Source organism: Microvirgula curvata, from assembly GCF_054781615.1.
Genome location: NZ_BAAGUB010000036.1, coordinates 1 through 13390, shown reverse-complemented (window position 1 = coordinate 13390; position 13390 = coordinate 1). Strand labels below are relative to the sequence as shown.

Genomic DNA, 13390 nt, shown 5'->3' with positions numbered 1-13390 from the left:
TGTTATCGTGACAACAGTGCTTCAACGGCCGTGGCCGCCGGCACATAGTCATAGCCCAGCTCATGGGCCACGGCGGCATGGGTCACCTGCCCGGCACAGACATTGAGCCCGGCAAGCAGATGCGGATCGGCCGCCAGTGCCGGGCCGGTTCCGAGCGCCGCCAGCTTGCGTATGAAAGGCAGCGTCGCATTGGTCAGCGCCATGGTTGCCGTGCGCGACACCGCGCCGGGCATATTGGCAACGCAGTAGTGGACGATGCCGTCCACCTCGAAAGTCGGCTGCTGATGCGTGGTGGGACGGCTGGTCTCGAAGCAGCCGCCCTGGTCGATAGCCACGTCCACCAGCACCGTACCGGGCTTCATCAGCTTCAGCTGCGCACGCCGCACCAGCTTTGGTGCGGTGGCACCCGGCACCAGCACGGCACCGATCACCAGGTCGGCCTCGCGCAGCCCGTCTTCGATGTTCTGGACAGTCGACATCAGTGTCTTGATCCGGCCGCCGAACACCATGTCGATGTCTTTCAGCCGCGCCAGCGAGGTATCGAGCAGCGTCACGTCGGCGCCGAGTCCGGCGGCCATCCGGGCTGCATTCAGGCCGACAACCCCGCCGCCCAGCACCAGCACCCGGCCCGGCGCGACGCCGGGGACACCGCCCAGCAGCACCCCGCGGCCGCCATGCGCCTTTTCGAGGCATGCTGCACCGGCCTGGATCGCCATGCGGCCGGCCACTTCGCTCATCGGCGCCAGCAGCGGCAGCCCCCCCTGGGCATCGGTGACGGTTTCATAGGCAATCGCCATGCAGCCGGACTCGACCAGCAGCCGGCACTGTTCGGGATCGGGTGCCAGATGCAGATAGGCAAACAGGGTCTGACCGGGACGCAGCATGCGGCATTCGACCGGCTGCGGTTCCTTGACCTTGATCACCAGCTCCGCCTGCTCGTAGACCTGTGCGGCAGTGGAGGCCATCTGCGCGCCGGCGGCCACGTATTCGCTGTCATCGAATCCGGTGGCGGCGCCGGCCTGACGCTGCACCAGGACCGTGTGGCCCAGCGACAGCAGTTCCCGGGCACCGGCCGGGGTCAACCCCACCCGGTACTCGTTATTCTTAATTTCCTTGGGCACACCGATCAACATGGTAACGTCCTCGTTCTTCACGGTTTGAAGACTGCGTCGGTACTGTTGCAGACGTTTAAGAAAATGCACAAAACAGGCTTTGTGTGTTTATGATTTTGACTATAAAATCTTGGCAGTGGCAAGGTTTTTCATTGCTGCCACGCAACATTAAGCAATTCGAATGCCTAAAATCGTAAACACCATACGTCTAATATCATTAACATTCCGGACCCCTTTCCCCACCACGCCGGAGGTCGCGCCATGAGCCGCGCGCCCCACGACGGACACGGCGGACTGGCTCTGGCCGTCCTGACTCCGCGCACGACGGGCCGGAGCGGCGCCACGGTCGGGTTCAAAGAGACCGGACAGATGAGAGCTGATGCGATGGATGTAGGCATGCGCCTGAAAATGGTGCGCGAGAAGTTCGGACTGTCCCAGCGCGAGCTGGCCAAGCGGGCCGGTGTCACCAACGGCACCATTTCGCTGATCGAGCAGAACCGGGTCAGCCCGTCGATCAGCTCGCTGCGGAAAGTCCTTGAAGGGTTGCCGATGACGCTGGGTGATTTTTTCACCTTCGACGCCGAGCCCCAGCACATGCAGGTGTTTTACCGGGCCGAAGAACTGCCGAATCTCGGCAACGAGCGGATCAGGCTGTCGCTGGTCGGTTCGGCCCACCCGAAGCGTGACATGGCCATCCTGTCCGAGCGCTACGAAGTCGGCGCCGACACCGGGCCGGACATGCTGCAACACGAAGGTCAGGAAGGCGGCATTGTCGTCAGCGGCGAGATCGAACTCACCGTGGCCGACGAGACGCGCATCCTCGGCGCCGGCGAGGCGTACTACTTCGACTCCCGCCAGCCGCATCGCTTCCGCAATGTCGGCAGCGAGGTCGCCGAGGTCATCAGCGCCAGTACCCCGCCGTCGTTCTGACCTGCACGCATTTTGGCCACGGCATGACGCGGTGGCCGGAAATCCCGGCAGGGACAACACAGGGGACATAAAACCATGGCAGACATGACGCTTAGTGACTGGCAGGCCCGCGCGGCCATCCTCAATATAGAGGGACGCGCCTTCATCGACGGGCAGTACACGCCGACGGCATCGGGCGAAACCTTCGCCTGCGTATCGCCGATCGACGGCCGCAAGCTGGCCGACATCTCGCTCGCCGGTGCCGACGACGTCGAACGCGCAGTCGCGGTTGCGCGCAAGGCATTCGACAGCGGCGTCTGGTCGCAGATGGCGCCGCGCGCGCGCAAGGACACGCTGAAGCGCTTTGCCGACCAGGTGCGCGCGCACGCCGACGAACTGGCGCTGCTCGAATCGCTCGATATGGGCAAGCCGGTCGCCGACGCGGCGTCGGTCGACGTCAGCGGTGCGGCCTATGCGATCGAGTGGTACGGCGAGGCCATCGACAAGATCGGCGGCGAAGTCGCGCCGGTCGACCCGAAGCTGCTGGGTCTGGTCACCCGCGAAGCGATCGGCGTGGTCGCCGCCGTGGTGCCGTGGAATTTCCCGATCATGATGGCCAGCTGGAAGATCGCTCCGGCGCTGGCGGCCGGCAACAGCGTGATTCTGAAACCGAGCGAAAAATCGCCGCTGACCGCCATCCGGCTGGCCGCGCTGGCCCGCGACGCCGGCATTCCGGACGGCGTGTTCCAGGTGCTGCCCGGCGCCGGCGATACCGGCCGCCTGCTGGCCCTGCACATGGATATCGACTGCCTGGCCTTTACCGGCTCGACCGGGGTCGGCAAGCTGATCGCCGGCTATGCCGCCCAGTCGAACCTCAAGCGCGTCTGGCTGGAACTCGGCGGCAAGTCGGCCAATATCGTGCTCGATGACTGCCCCAACCTGCTGCGCGCGGCACGCTCTGCCGCCGGCGGCATCTTCTTCAACCAGGGCCAGGTGTGTTCGGCCGGCTCGCGCGTGCTGGTGCACAACAGGATCAAGGACCGCTTCGTCGAGGCGCTGGCCGAGGCCGCACGCGGCTGGCAACCGGGCAACCCGCTCGATCCGGAGACGACGATGGGCGCCATCGTCGACCGCATCCAGTTCGACAAGGTGCGCGGCTATATCGATGCCGGCCGGCGCGAATCGACGCTGCTGTTCGGCGGCAATGCGGCGGAACCGGTCAAGAACGGCCTGTATATCGAGCCGACCGCCTTCCTGACCGAGCCCGGTTCGGTGATCGAGCGCGAGGAAATCTTCGGCCCGGTGCTGTCCATCGTCGGTTTCGACGACGTCAACGACGCCGTCCGTCTGGCCAACGACAGCATCTACGGCCTGGCCGGTGCAATCTGGACCAGCAATCTCAGCACCGCCCACACCGTCTCCCGCGCACTGCGTGCCGGCACGGTCTGGGTCAACTGCTACGACGAGGGCGGTGACATGAACATGCCGTTCGGCGGCTTCAAGCAATCCGGCAACGGCCGCGACAAATCGCTGCATGCGCTGGAAAAATACACCGAACTGAAGAGTACGGTGATCAAACTGTAACGCGGGCAAACCCCGTCAGCAAAAAACCGCCAATATTGATTGGCGGTTTTTTTCAGTCCGTCTTTCCGTGCAGTTTCAGCAGTCAGGCAAATACCAGCACCACCGCTGCCGGCACCCCCAAACAGCCCGGCACTCAGAACATCAGCTTCGCAATCAGCGGTGCCCCCAGCACGGTGACAAAACCGGCGATCATCATCACCAGGCAGGCGACCACGCCCTGGGCATCGCCCATCTCGCGCGCCTTGGCGGTGCCGGCGCCGTGGGCTGCCGCGCCGAAGATCGCGCCGTGGGCCAGCTTGCTGCGGATCACCGGCAGCAGGTGCAGCACCGTCTCGCCCATCGCCATGCCGGCCACGCCGGTAATGACCACGAACAGGGCGCTCAGATCGACCGGCCCGCCAATGCTGCGCGCCGCTTCCATCGCGAACGGGGTGGTGATCGAACGCACGGCCAGCCCCTTCTGCAGCATCAGCGGCAGGTCCAGCAGGCGGGCCAGCCAGACCGAGCTGACCACCGACATCGCCGAGCCGGCCAGCACGCCAACCGAGATCGACAGCCAGTGCTTGCGGATCATGTCGCGGTAATCGTAGATCGGCAGCGCAAAGGCGATCGTCGCCGGGCCGAGCAGCCACATCAGCCAGCGGGTATCGGCGATGTATTCGCTGTAGCTGATGCCGGCCAGCAGCACGATGGCCAGCAGCAGCATCGGCGTGGCCAGCAGCGGCATCAGCCAGATTTTGTGCTGCTTCACGTACATGCGCTTGTTGATGTAGTAGAACACCACCGTCAGCACGAAGCAGCCGGCTGCAATCAGGGTTTCAGTCATGGCGGCGGCCTCGCGGCATCTGCAGGGCGCCGGCCGGCGCCGGGCCGGCGGCAACGTGACGGTTGCTGCGGCGGCGCGACAGCTTCAGCTCGAAGCGGTACAGCCGGTCGACCACGAAGGCGGTCGTCACCATGACCATCAGCGTGCTGACGACGATGACCACCAGCACGCGCCAGCCGTCCACCACCACCACATCCGGATACTTGATCACCGCCAGCACGGCCGGGATGAAGAACAGCAGCATTTCGGCCAGCAGCCAGTTGGCGCCACGCCGGATCCAGTCCGCCCGGACGATGCCGGTAAACAGCAGGCCGACCATGACCATCATGCCGATCATGTTCGACGGCAGGCCGAGGTCGAAGCGGTGGCGGGCCAGATCGGCCAGCAGCCACAGCACCGAAATCCCGACCACCTGCAGGATGGTGACGAGTGCGCGCATGAACGGAAAGGACCGTTGCGCCTGCGTTTCCATGATGTTCATTCCTTGCCGGGTGCCCGCCGCGCGGAACAGCCCGGCCAGCCGGGGCACCTTGTTACTGCGCAGTATATGAACCCGCCTTCAATTAAAAAAATGAATTAAAATCATGCGAATCATTCCAATATGGAATACATGACATGGACATTCGTGCGCTGCGCTACTTCGTGGAGGTGGTCAGGCAACACAGCTTTACCCGGGCCGCCGAAGTGCTGCACGTGACCCAGCCCACGATCAGCAAGATGGTCAAAAGCCTGGAGGAAGAACTGGGCGGACCACTGCTGCTGCGCGAAGGCCGTCAGTTGCGGCTGACCGATGCCGGCCAGGTGGTGTTCGTCCGTGGCCAGGCGGTGCTGGCCGAAGTGGCGCGGCTGCAGCTGGAGCTGGACGAGGTCGCCGGGCTGGCGCGCGGCGAGCTGGATGTCGGTATTCCGCCGATGGCCGGCCGCTACTTTGCCCGCCTGATCGCCCGCTACCGCAAGCTGTATCCCGGCGTGACGCTGCGCCTGCGCGAGCAGGGCGGCAAGGCACTGGAGCAGGCGGTTCTCGCCGGCGAACTGGATCTTGGCGTCACCGTGCTGCCGCAGATGGCGCCGGAACTGCTGACGCTGTCGGTGACCCGCCATCCGCTGATGGTGACCTTTCCGGCCGAGCGCGCGCCGGCCAGTCGCGACGGGGTCCGGCTGGCGGATCTGCGCGACGAACCCCTGGTGCTGTACGAAGACGATTTCGTGCTGTACCGCGTCATTCTCGATGCCTGCGCCGCCGCCGGTTTCAGCCCGCAGATCGCCGGCCAGAGCCGGCACTGGGACTTTATCGGCGAACTGGTCGCGGCCGGCGCCGGCATTGCCATCCTGCCGGCGCCGATCGCCGCCCTGCTCGACCCGCTGCGCATCTGCTGCCGCGAGCTGGTCGACCCGCCGCTGCGCTGGGAGCTCGGCATGGTCTGGCATGACGGCTATCTGTCACAGGCCGCCCGTGCCTGGCTGGCACTGTGCCGGGAAGCGTTTCCGGAAGCTCAGCCCGCGACGTCGACGCCAAGCTGAGCAGCGGCGGCGAGGATGCCGTCCCACTCGCCGTCGGCAATCTCGATGCCGTCGACCAGCCGCTGCGCGCGGCGCTGCCGCTCCGGGTCGCCGGCCAGTTGCACCGGATCGGCCGGATCGGGGGACGGCGACGATTTGACGTAATCGACCAGCGCATCGTACTCGGCGGCAAACCACTGCATGTCGACCAGCCGTGCCGGGTCGATGACCAGTGTGGTCATGTTGTTGACGATGCCGCCATCGCGCGGATGCGCCGGCTGGGCCGAGCCGCCGCCGGACAGCAGGCCGGCCAGCAGCTCGGCCGCCATGATCAGGCCGCCGCCCTTGTGCCCGGCAATCGGCCGCAAGGCCCCCAGCGGCGGCTCGAACATCACGCGCGGCTCGCGGGTCGGGTGCCCCGCGGCATCGAGCAGGACGTCGTCGTCGAACTGGCGCCCGGCCAGGTAGGCCACGCGTGCCTTGCCGTAAGCGACCATGCTGGTGGCGAAATCAAGCACGAAGGCCGGATGCCGCTCACCGCCCGGAATGGCGATGCAGACCGGATTGGTGCCGAAGCGTGGCGACGAGCCGTTGAACGGCGCGACCAGCATCTGCGGAAAATCGATGACATTGACGAAGTGGATGGAAATCATGCCGGCAGCAACCGCCTGCTCGCCATAACTGCCGATGCGACCCAGATGATGGGTCGCCGACAGCGTCATCAGCACCAGGCCGGTCTGCTGTGCACGCGCGATGGCTGCGTCCATGGCCTCCCGCCCGGTGCGCTGACCAAAGCCGCGGTCGCCGGCAAACTGCAGGATGGCGCCGCCATCGTTCAGCAGGCGTGCCGGCGCATTCGGTTTCAGCGTGCCCTGGCGGGCACTGGCGATATAGAACGGCAGCATGCCGACGCCGTGGCTGTCGTGGCCGCGCAGGTTCGCCTCGATCAGATGGGTCGCCACCAGGTCGGCTTCGTCGGGTGCGCAGCCGAGGGCGCGCAGGGTGGCCGGCGCCAGCCGGCGCAGACGGTCTACAGAAATTTTCATTACGTGATATCCGGCAAACAACTTGCCCTGACTATAGCGCCGACCGGCTGCCGGGCTAAAGCCCGATGCGCGCCCGCCTCCGCTGTCAGCGCACCGGGCGCAGTGTCAGCCGCAGATCGTCACCGACCGGGCGCACGTCATGCCAGGCCAGACGAACCTTGTCTTCCAGCGATGCCAGCGGCGGCAGGTTGAATGCGCCGAGCGCCTGGTGGCCGATGATCGCCGGCGCGACATAACAGACCAGTTCGTCCAGCAGGCCTGCACGCAATACGGCGCCGGCCAGTCCCATGCCGGCCTCGACCAGCAGATTGTTGCAGCCCTGCAGGCCAAGGTCGGCAACGATGGCGGACAGATCGACCCGGCCGTTCGGGGCCGGCACCACCCTCACCAGATTGCCATGACCGATATACGGCGCATGGCGTGCGCCTTCGCTGACACAGGTATACAGCCGCACCCCGCCATTCAGATAAATGGCCCGCACCGGGCTGGTGGCCAGCCGGCTGTCGACCACGGCGCGCAGCGGACGCCGCAGCGGCTGTTTGCGCATCAGCGCAGCGGCCGGCGACATGCAGTCCGCCGGCGGCTGCAGCGGATCGATGCCGCGCACGGTCAGTTGCGGATCGTCGGCCATCACCGTGCCGCTGCCGGTCAGGATGGCGCAGCTTTCCGCCCGCAGGCGCATGACATCGCGACGCGCGGCGGGTCCGGTAATCCACTGGCTGCGACCGTCGTCGAGTGCCGTCTTGCCATCCAGGCTCATGCCCAGCTTGACGGTGACCCATGGCCGGCCGCGCGTCATCCGCGACATGAAGCCCCGGTTCAGCGCCAGCGCCTCGGCCTCCATCAGGCCGGACTCGGCCAGGATGCCGGCAGCACGCAATCGCGCCATGCCCTGCCCGGCCACCAGCGGATTGGGATCGGTGCTGGCGACCACCACCCGCGCCAGCCCGGCACCGACCAGCGCATCGGCGCACGGCGGAGTGCGACCATGGTGGCTGCACGGCTCCAGCGTCACATAGGCCGTGGCGCCGCGGGCGAGCTCTCCTGCCTGGGCCAGTGCATGCGGTTCGGCATGCGGCGTACCGGCGGCCACATGCCAGCCCTCGCCGACAATCCGGCCCCGGTTGACGATGACGCAACCGACGCGCGGATTCGGTGAGGTGGTACGCATGCCGAGCGCGGCAAGCTGCAGCGCCCGGGACATGTGGAGGTGATCTTCAGCAGTAAACATCGACAGTCCGTCACGGCAACGGGCGCTGTGCCCGCCCACCGGTTCAGTGTTGCTTGCGCGAAATTTCGCGAATGGCTTCGGAGAATTCCGATACATCCTGGAAGCTGCGGTAAACCGACGCGAAGCGGATATAGGCAACCTTGTCGAGCCTGGCCAGCTCGCTCATCACCATCTCGCCCAGCTCGCGGGCGCTGACTTCGCGCTCGCCCAGTGCCAGCAGTTTCTGCTTGATATGCTCGACCGACTCGTCGACCAGTTGCGTCGATACCGGCCGCTTGTGCAGTGCACGGTTGAAACCGATCCGCAGCTTGTCCTCGTCGAACTCGGCGCGGTGGCCATCCTGCTTGACCACCTGCGGCATGCGCAGCTCCGCCGTCTCGAAGGTGGTGAAGCGCTTGTCGCAGCCGAGGCAGCGGCGACGGCGACGGATGCTGGAAGCGTCCTCGCTGACGCGCGAGTCGACCACCTGGGTATCCAGATGGCCGCAGAACGGGCATTTCATATTCGGGGACTCCAGATAGGCAAATAGCGACGGACTCGCGTCCGTCGCCTTGGGTACCGCCCGGCGCCGCCTGAACGGCAGCCGGATTGTTACTTGCCGTAGACCGGCAGGCGGGCGCAGAGCGCCTTGACCTTCTCGGCCACCGTGGCCAGATTGGCGTCGTCGGCCGGGCTGTCGAACACGTCGGCAATCAGGTTGGCCAGTTCACGCGAGTCGGCTTCGGTAAAGCCACGGGTGGTGATCGCCGGGGTACCGATGCGGATGCCCGAGGTCACGAACGGCTTTTCCGGATCGTTCGGGATCGCGTTCTTGTTGACGGTAATGTGGGCGCGGCCCAGTGCGGCTTCAGCGTCCTTGCCGGTGATCTGCTTGGCGCGCAGGTCGACCAGGAACACGTGGCTCTCGGTACGGCCGGACACGATGCGCAGACCGCGCGCGGTCAGCACTTCCGCCATCGCCTGGGCATTGACCTTGACCTGCTTGGCCCAGTCCTTGAACGCCGGGCTGGCCGCTTCCTTGAACGCCACGGCCTTGGCGGCGATGACGTGCATCAGCGGACCGCCCTGCAGGCACGGGAAGATGGCCGAGTTCAGGCCCTTCTCGAATTCGGCCTTGGCCAGGATCACGCCGCCGCGCGGACCGCGCAGGGTCTTGTGCGTGGTAGTGGTGACGAAGTGGGCGTGCGGAACCGGGTTCGGGTATTCACCTGCGGCGATCAGACCGGCATAGTGGGCCATGTCGACAAACAGGTAGGCGCCGACTTCATCGGCGATCTTGCGCATGCGCGCCCAGTCGATTTCCAGCGCGTAGGCCGAGGCGCCGGCCACGATCATCTTCGGCTTGTGTTCACGTGCCAGGCGTTCGACCTGTTCGTAATCGAGTTCTTCCTTGTCGTTCAGACCGTACTGCACCACGTTGTACAGCTTGCCGGAGATGTTGACCGACGCGCCGTGGGTCAGGTGACCGCCATGGGCGAGGCTCATGCCGAGGATGGTGTCGCCCGGCTTCAGCACCGAGACGTACACGGCCTGGTTGGCCTGCGAGCCGGAATGCGGCTGCACGTTCGCGTATTCGGCACCGAACAGCGCCTTCAGGCGATCGATGGCGAGCTGTTCGACCTGGTCGACATATTCACAGCCGCCGTAGTAGCGCTTGCCCGGGTAACCTTCGGCGTATTTGTTGGTCAGCACGGAGCCCTGGGCTTCCATGACGGCGGGGCTGACATAGTTTTCCGAAGCGATCAGTTCGACGTGGTCTTCCTGACGGCGAGACTCGGCATCCATCGCGGCGGCGAGTTCGGGATCGAAGACATGAATGGTTTGGTCGGCTGCGAACATCGTATTTTCCAAGTGAACAAGGGGCACAACTGGTGTGAATTCTAACCCATGGACCGCGACACCGACACGGCACAGCCGTATCGGTTTGCGACCGGTACAGTCGGGTTCAGTGGAGATTTTCCGGCGGCGTCAGCGTGATCGCGTCGTTGCAGGTCAGAAAAACCGGCACCTCGTCGATGCGGTCCGGCTGGATCGTCCCGACCACCCGCACGTCCTCGACCTGACACTCGGCCATCAGCGCACGGAAGTTTTCCTCGATCCGCTCGACCGCATCCAGCGGCGCAAGCGGCCAGACGAAGGCAGCCCAGTTCTTGTCGTCGCCGGGGCTGGACACGGTAAAGCGCAGCTCGCCATTCTCGTGCGCAGCCGCCACGCCGGCGATCCCGGCATTGCCGGCGCGCAGCTTGCGGATGATATTGGACGCCCACATCTGCATATTGACGTCCAGCCGCAGCGCAGCGCCCTGACGCAGCGCTTCCGGCACCACGTTCGGCACGGCCGGAATCGGGAACAGCGTCACGCCCGGGGTCTTCATCTGTTCGTTGAGCTGCTGCATGAACGGCATCCCCCACTCGCCCATCGAACCGCCCAGGCAGATGGCGGGTGCCTCACCGGGGTTCTGCATCGCCACGCCGAGCAGATAACGGACGAATACGCCTTCCTCATGCACCGGCACTTCACTGCCGGCCAGGTCCAGCGGCACACCGCGCGCGGCATCAGTCAGGAAGCTGCCGAAGCGGAACCATTGCGAGAACGCGACACTGGCGAGCGTGTCGGCATGCAGCAGACGACCGGACAGCGACACTTCGGCATCGGCACGCACCACGCCGTGCTGTCTGAGGATCGCGAGCAGCGGCGCCGCGTCGACCTGCGCCGGCAGCGTGGTGGCCGTCTTGCTGCCGGCGGCCAGCACCACCGGCACGGCAAACACGACCGCATGGCGCGCCGTCGACGGCGACGCCAGCGTATCGACCAGGCTGTGCCACAGCGTGCGGAATGCCGTCTGGTCAGGCGCCAGTTGCAGGGCGACCGACAGCGACTGGTTGTCGTCGAACTCCAGCTTTTCCGCCGTCAGTCGACGCAGTTCACCGCGCTTGCGCTCGGCCTCCGCGCCATCCGGCTCGGTCAGCAGCGACATGACGGCACGAATCAGTTCGTTCTTGGGGGCGACGCGCGGCATCAGGCGCGGATCAGGCAGCATCATGAAAACGGGTTCCTCGGTTTTTCCAGCAGGCGATCGTGCATTGTCTCACAAGCCGCGGCGGGCTTTGGCAAGGGCGCAACGCCAGCCGGCGGTGAGCATGTTCATTACCGAATATTGAACCACGTAATGATGGTGGCAAGAAAGGATGACCAGACTGTCCGCCGGACGCACCCCCGGTGGTTCCAGTGGCGGCGAGGCCCGCTGGCGCGCCATGTCCGATGACGAACCCATGCGAAGTTCAGAAATCACGACACCGGATTACAAATCTTCACTTTTGAACGTTTCGCGATTGACAACGAACAAACCGACCCCCATAATTCGCAGCAATTGAGACGCAGCAATTGCTTCTTGATAGTTTCTCCTCTATTTCTCCTTTGTAGAATTCGGCGCGACCGCAAGGTTCGCGCCATTTTTTTTGCCCGCGCAACTCCGATCCGGCAAAATTCTTGATAATCAATGCATTGTAGAGAATATGCTCTAGTGGATTTCCGGCCACACCGGCAAAATCCGCAGCGAGCCGCCGCCCGGACAGGCAGCCATGCACCGCCCGCGGACGGCCATCCGCCCGGTTTTCAGTGATTTGCGAAACCGAACCTTCATCCGCGCGTCACCATCATTGTCATGAAACGAACATCCGGAACCGGGAATCAGTCGCGCAGCCAGCCGTCGATCTGCTGCCAGACCTGCAGCTTGGCGGCATAGGCCCGGGTATTGGCCGGGCTGGACGATGGCAGTTCCAGGCAGTGCAATGCCATGCCCTGCAACTGAACCGCGGCCCGCGCCGCCGTCTTGCCGTTGAAAGCAACCAGCCGCAGCGCCGGCAATGACGCCAGAAAATCGACCAGATCGTTCTGCCGCGCATCACGAATCGCCACGTCCAGACTGCCGCGCCGTCTGGCCTCGGCCACCACGTCCCAGAGCCCGATCCGCTGCGCCAGCAGCGCCTGCAGGCGCGCCGGGTAATCGAGACTGACCAGATCGTGCCCGAGCACATCGCCAAGCAGGCGCCAGAACTGGTTGTGCGGATACGCGTAATACTGACCGGCGGCCAGCGAGGCCTCGCCCGGCAGGGAGCCCAGCACCAGTACCCGCGTATCGGCGGCGACCACCGGCGGGAAACAGCGTTTCAGCGCCGGCGCCTCAGGTGTGGAGGGATGGGCCGGCATCCGTTCAGACCGGCAGATCCAGCCCGCCCTGACGGGCCGCCAGCACGCGTTTGACCGGACCAAAGCTCTGCCGGTGCACCGGCAGCACCCCCAGGCGTTCGATGGCCGCCACGTGTGCGGCGGTCGGGTAGCCCTTGTGCTGGGCAAAGCCATAACCAGGATACTGCCCGTCCATGGCAATGCAGACTGCATCGCGCGCCGTCTTGGCCAGGATGGAAGCCGCGGAAATGGCCGCAACCTTGCTGTCTCCCTTGACGATGGCGCGGGACGGCACATCCAGTTCGAAGCCCGGCAACCGATTGCCGTCCACTTCGATTTCGTCCGGCAGCACCGTCAGGCCCGCCACCGCGCGGCGCATCGCCAGCATGGTCGCCTGCAGGATATTGAGCCGGTCGATTTCCTCCACCGTCGCCTCGGCAATGCACCAGGCCAGCGCATTGGCCTTGATCAGCGGCGCCAGCGCCTCGCGCCTCGCCTCGCTGAGCGTCTTGGAGTCGGCCAGACCGGCAACCGGCCGCGCCGGATCGAGAATCACCGCGGCGGCGAACACGCTGCCCGACAATGGCCCGCGGCCCGCCTCGTCGACCCCGCACAGTTTGATCCATTCACTCATCCGACGACTTTCCTTTTCCGGCCCGATACAAGAGCGCCAGTTTACCGGAAGCCCGTCCTCCCTGCCCCCGGCCGGCCTTGCGGACCCCATTCGTCAGCCCCGGCTGGAATCTTCAGGGGTCGCTTTGTAAACATAGAAACATGTCACGGCTATCCATGGCCAGCGACCCAACGCGCACCCTGTGACAGGTTTCCCCATCGTGCAAAATGAACGTTTCACGCCTGCTGTCACCTTCAGCAGCCCGACCCTGCCCACCATCCACGACGCCCTTCCCGGCCCCGGTGACGGCAGCGGGCCCACCCTCTCCGCCGGCCTGGTCTCGTTCGACATCCCGCTGTCTCTCCCCGTCGCCCGCGAATC

13 protein-coding genes are annotated in these 13390 nt (G+C 65.3%); 3 read left to right on the top strand and 10 right to left on the bottom strand.

Annotated features, from left to right (window positions below):
- Window positions 1–2 precede the first annotated feature (2 nt).
- Complete coding sequence (gene ald, locus ACYVG8_RS16915; protein WP_112692283.1) at window positions 3–1133, bottom strand: alanine dehydrogenase; 1131 nt, start codon at window positions 1131–1133, stop codon at window positions 3–5.
- Window positions 1134–1508: 375 nt separating this feature from the next.
- Between ald and ACYVG8_RS16910 the strand changes: the two genes are divergently transcribed.
- Window positions 1509–2042: a cupin domain-containing protein gene (locus tag ACYVG8_RS16910; protein ID WP_233495209.1), complete on the top strand. Its 534-nt coding sequence runs from the start codon at window positions 1509–1511 to the stop codon at window positions 2040–2042.
- 75 nt (window positions 2043–2117) lie between these two features.
- Complete coding sequence (locus tag ACYVG8_RS16905) at window positions 2118–3605, top strand: aldehyde dehydrogenase (protein ID WP_107888635.1); 1488 nt, start codon at window positions 2118–2120, stop codon at window positions 3603–3605.
- 133 nt (window positions 3606–3738) lie between these two features.
- Here the strand turns inward: ACYVG8_RS16905 and ACYVG8_RS16900 are convergent, their stop codons facing one another.
- Both ACYVG8_RS16900 and ACYVG8_RS16895 read right to left on the bottom strand, forming a co-directional pair.
- Window positions 3739–4431 (bottom strand): LrgB family protein, encoded by a 693-nt coding sequence (locus tag ACYVG8_RS16900; RefSeq protein ID WP_028498444.1) that lies wholly within the window; start codon window positions 4429–4431, stop codon window positions 3739–3741.
- Complete coding sequence (locus ACYVG8_RS16895) at window positions 4424–4903, bottom strand: CidA/LrgA family protein (RefSeq protein WP_233495210.1); 480 nt, start codon at window positions 4901–4903, stop codon at window positions 4424–4426. Before ACYVG8_RS16895 ends, ACYVG8_RS16900 begins: the two co-directional genes overlap by 8 nt.
- Window positions 4904–5046: 143 nt before the next feature.
- Here ACYVG8_RS16895 and ACYVG8_RS16890 point away from each other — a divergent pair, with 143 nt between their 5' ends.
- On the top strand, window positions 5047–5952 hold the full coding sequence (locus tag ACYVG8_RS16890; protein ID WP_028498445.1) for a LysR family transcriptional regulator: 906 nt from the start codon (window positions 5047–5049) through the stop codon (window positions 5950–5952).
- Here ACYVG8_RS16890 and ACYVG8_RS16885 read toward each other — a convergent pair.
- The 7 genes from ACYVG8_RS16885 to rnhB form a co-directional block, all read right to left on the bottom strand.
- The gene (locus tag ACYVG8_RS16885) at window positions 5925–6977 is read right to left on the bottom strand and encodes a malate/lactate/ureidoglycolate dehydrogenase (RefSeq protein WP_460746383.1); all 1053 of its coding nucleotides are present in this window, start codon (window positions 6975–6977) and stop codon (window positions 5925–5927) included. The two genes, ACYVG8_RS16890 and ACYVG8_RS16885, sit on opposite strands and share 28 nt — an antisense overlap.
- Before the next feature lie 85 nt (window positions 6978–7062).
- Complete coding sequence (gene ribD, locus ACYVG8_RS16880; RefSeq protein WP_460746382.1) at window positions 7063–8208, bottom strand: bifunctional diaminohydroxyphosphoribosylaminopyrimidine deaminase/5-amino-6-(5-phosphoribosylamino)uracil reductase RibD; 1146 nt, start codon at window positions 8206–8208, stop codon at window positions 7063–7065.
- 43 nt (window positions 8209–8251) lie between these two features.
- Window positions 8252–8710 carry a transcriptional regulator NrdR gene (nrdR, locus tag ACYVG8_RS16875; RefSeq protein WP_028498448.1) on the bottom strand — a complete coding sequence of 153 codons (459 nt, stop codon included), beginning with the start codon at window positions 8708–8710 and terminating at the stop codon, window positions 8252–8254.
- Between the two features lie 89 nt (window positions 8711–8799).
- Window positions 8800–10047: a serine hydroxymethyltransferase gene (gene glyA / locus ACYVG8_RS16870; protein WP_028498449.1), complete on the bottom strand. Its 1248-nt coding sequence runs from the start codon at window positions 10045–10047 to the stop codon at window positions 8800–8802.
- A 106-nt stretch (window positions 10048–10153) separates the two neighbouring features.
- The gene (locus ACYVG8_RS16865) at window positions 10154–11251 is read right to left on the bottom strand and encodes a hypothetical protein (protein WP_460746380.1); all 1098 of its coding nucleotides are present in this window, start codon (window positions 11249–11251) and stop codon (window positions 10154–10156) included.
- Between the two features lie 647 nt (window positions 11252–11898).
- Window positions 11899–12417, bottom strand: coding sequence for a DNA-deoxyinosine glycosylase (locus ACYVG8_RS16860; protein WP_051528704.1), 519 nt, complete (start codon window positions 12415–12417; stop codon window positions 11899–11901).
- A 4-nt stretch (window positions 12418–12421) separates the two neighbouring features.
- A complete protein-coding gene (gene rnhB / locus ACYVG8_RS16855) occupies window positions 12422–13030 on the bottom strand; it encodes a ribonuclease HII (protein WP_112692285.1) in 609 nt (202 codons plus the stop codon).
- Window positions 13031–13390: the final 360 nt, after the last annotated feature.

What these genes read in the sequence shown, in the direction of transcription:
- ald (WP_112692283.1), bottom strand. Translation starts at nt 1,133, where the DNA reads ATGTTGATCGGTGTGCCCAAGGAAATTAAGAATAACGAGTACCGGGTG.
- ACYVG8_RS16910 (WP_233495209.1), top strand. Translation starts at nt 1,509, where the DNA reads ATGCGCCTGAAAATGGTGCGCGAGAAGTTCGGACTGTCCCAGCGCGAG.
- ACYVG8_RS16905 (WP_107888635.1), top strand. Translation starts at nt 2,118, where the DNA reads ATGGCAGACATGACGCTTAGTGACTGGCAGGCCCGCGCGGCCATCCTC.
- ACYVG8_RS16900 (WP_028498444.1), bottom strand. Translation starts at nt 4,431, where the DNA reads ATGACTGAAACCCTGATTGCAGCCGGCTGCTTCGTGCTGACGGTGGTG.
- ACYVG8_RS16895 (WP_233495210.1), bottom strand. Translation starts at nt 4,903, where the DNA reads ATGGAAACGCAGGCGCAACGGTCCTTTCCGTTCATGCGCGCACTCGTC.
- ACYVG8_RS16890 (WP_028498445.1), top strand. Translation starts at nt 5,047, where the DNA reads ATGGACATTCGTGCGCTGCGCTACTTCGTGGAGGTGGTCAGGCAACAC.
- ACYVG8_RS16885 (WP_460746383.1), bottom strand. Translation starts at nt 6,977, where the DNA reads ATGAAAATTTCTGTAGACCGTCTGCGCCGGCTGGCGCCGGCCACCCTG.
- ribD (WP_460746382.1), bottom strand. Translation starts at nt 8,208, where the DNA reads ATGTTTACTGCTGAAGATCACCTCCACATGTCCCGGGCGCTGCAGCTT.
- nrdR (WP_028498448.1), bottom strand. Translation starts at nt 8,710, where the DNA reads ATGAAATGCCCGTTCTGCGGCCATCTGGATACCCAGGTGGTCGACTCG.
- glyA (WP_028498449.1), bottom strand. Translation starts at nt 10,047, where the DNA reads ATGTTCGCAGCCGACCAAACCATTCATGTCTTCGATCCCGAACTCGCC.
- ACYVG8_RS16865 (WP_460746380.1), bottom strand. Translation starts at nt 11,251, where the DNA reads ATGATGCTGCCTGATCCGCGCCTGATGCCGCGCGTCGCCCCCAAGAAC.
- ACYVG8_RS16860 (WP_051528704.1), bottom strand. Translation starts at nt 12,417, where the DNA reads ATGCCGGCCCATCCCTCCACACCTGAGGCGCCGGCGCTGAAACGCTGT.
- rnhB (WP_112692285.1), bottom strand. Translation starts at nt 13,030, where the DNA reads ATGAGTGAATGGATCAAACTGTGCGGGGTCGACGAGGCGGGCCGCGGG.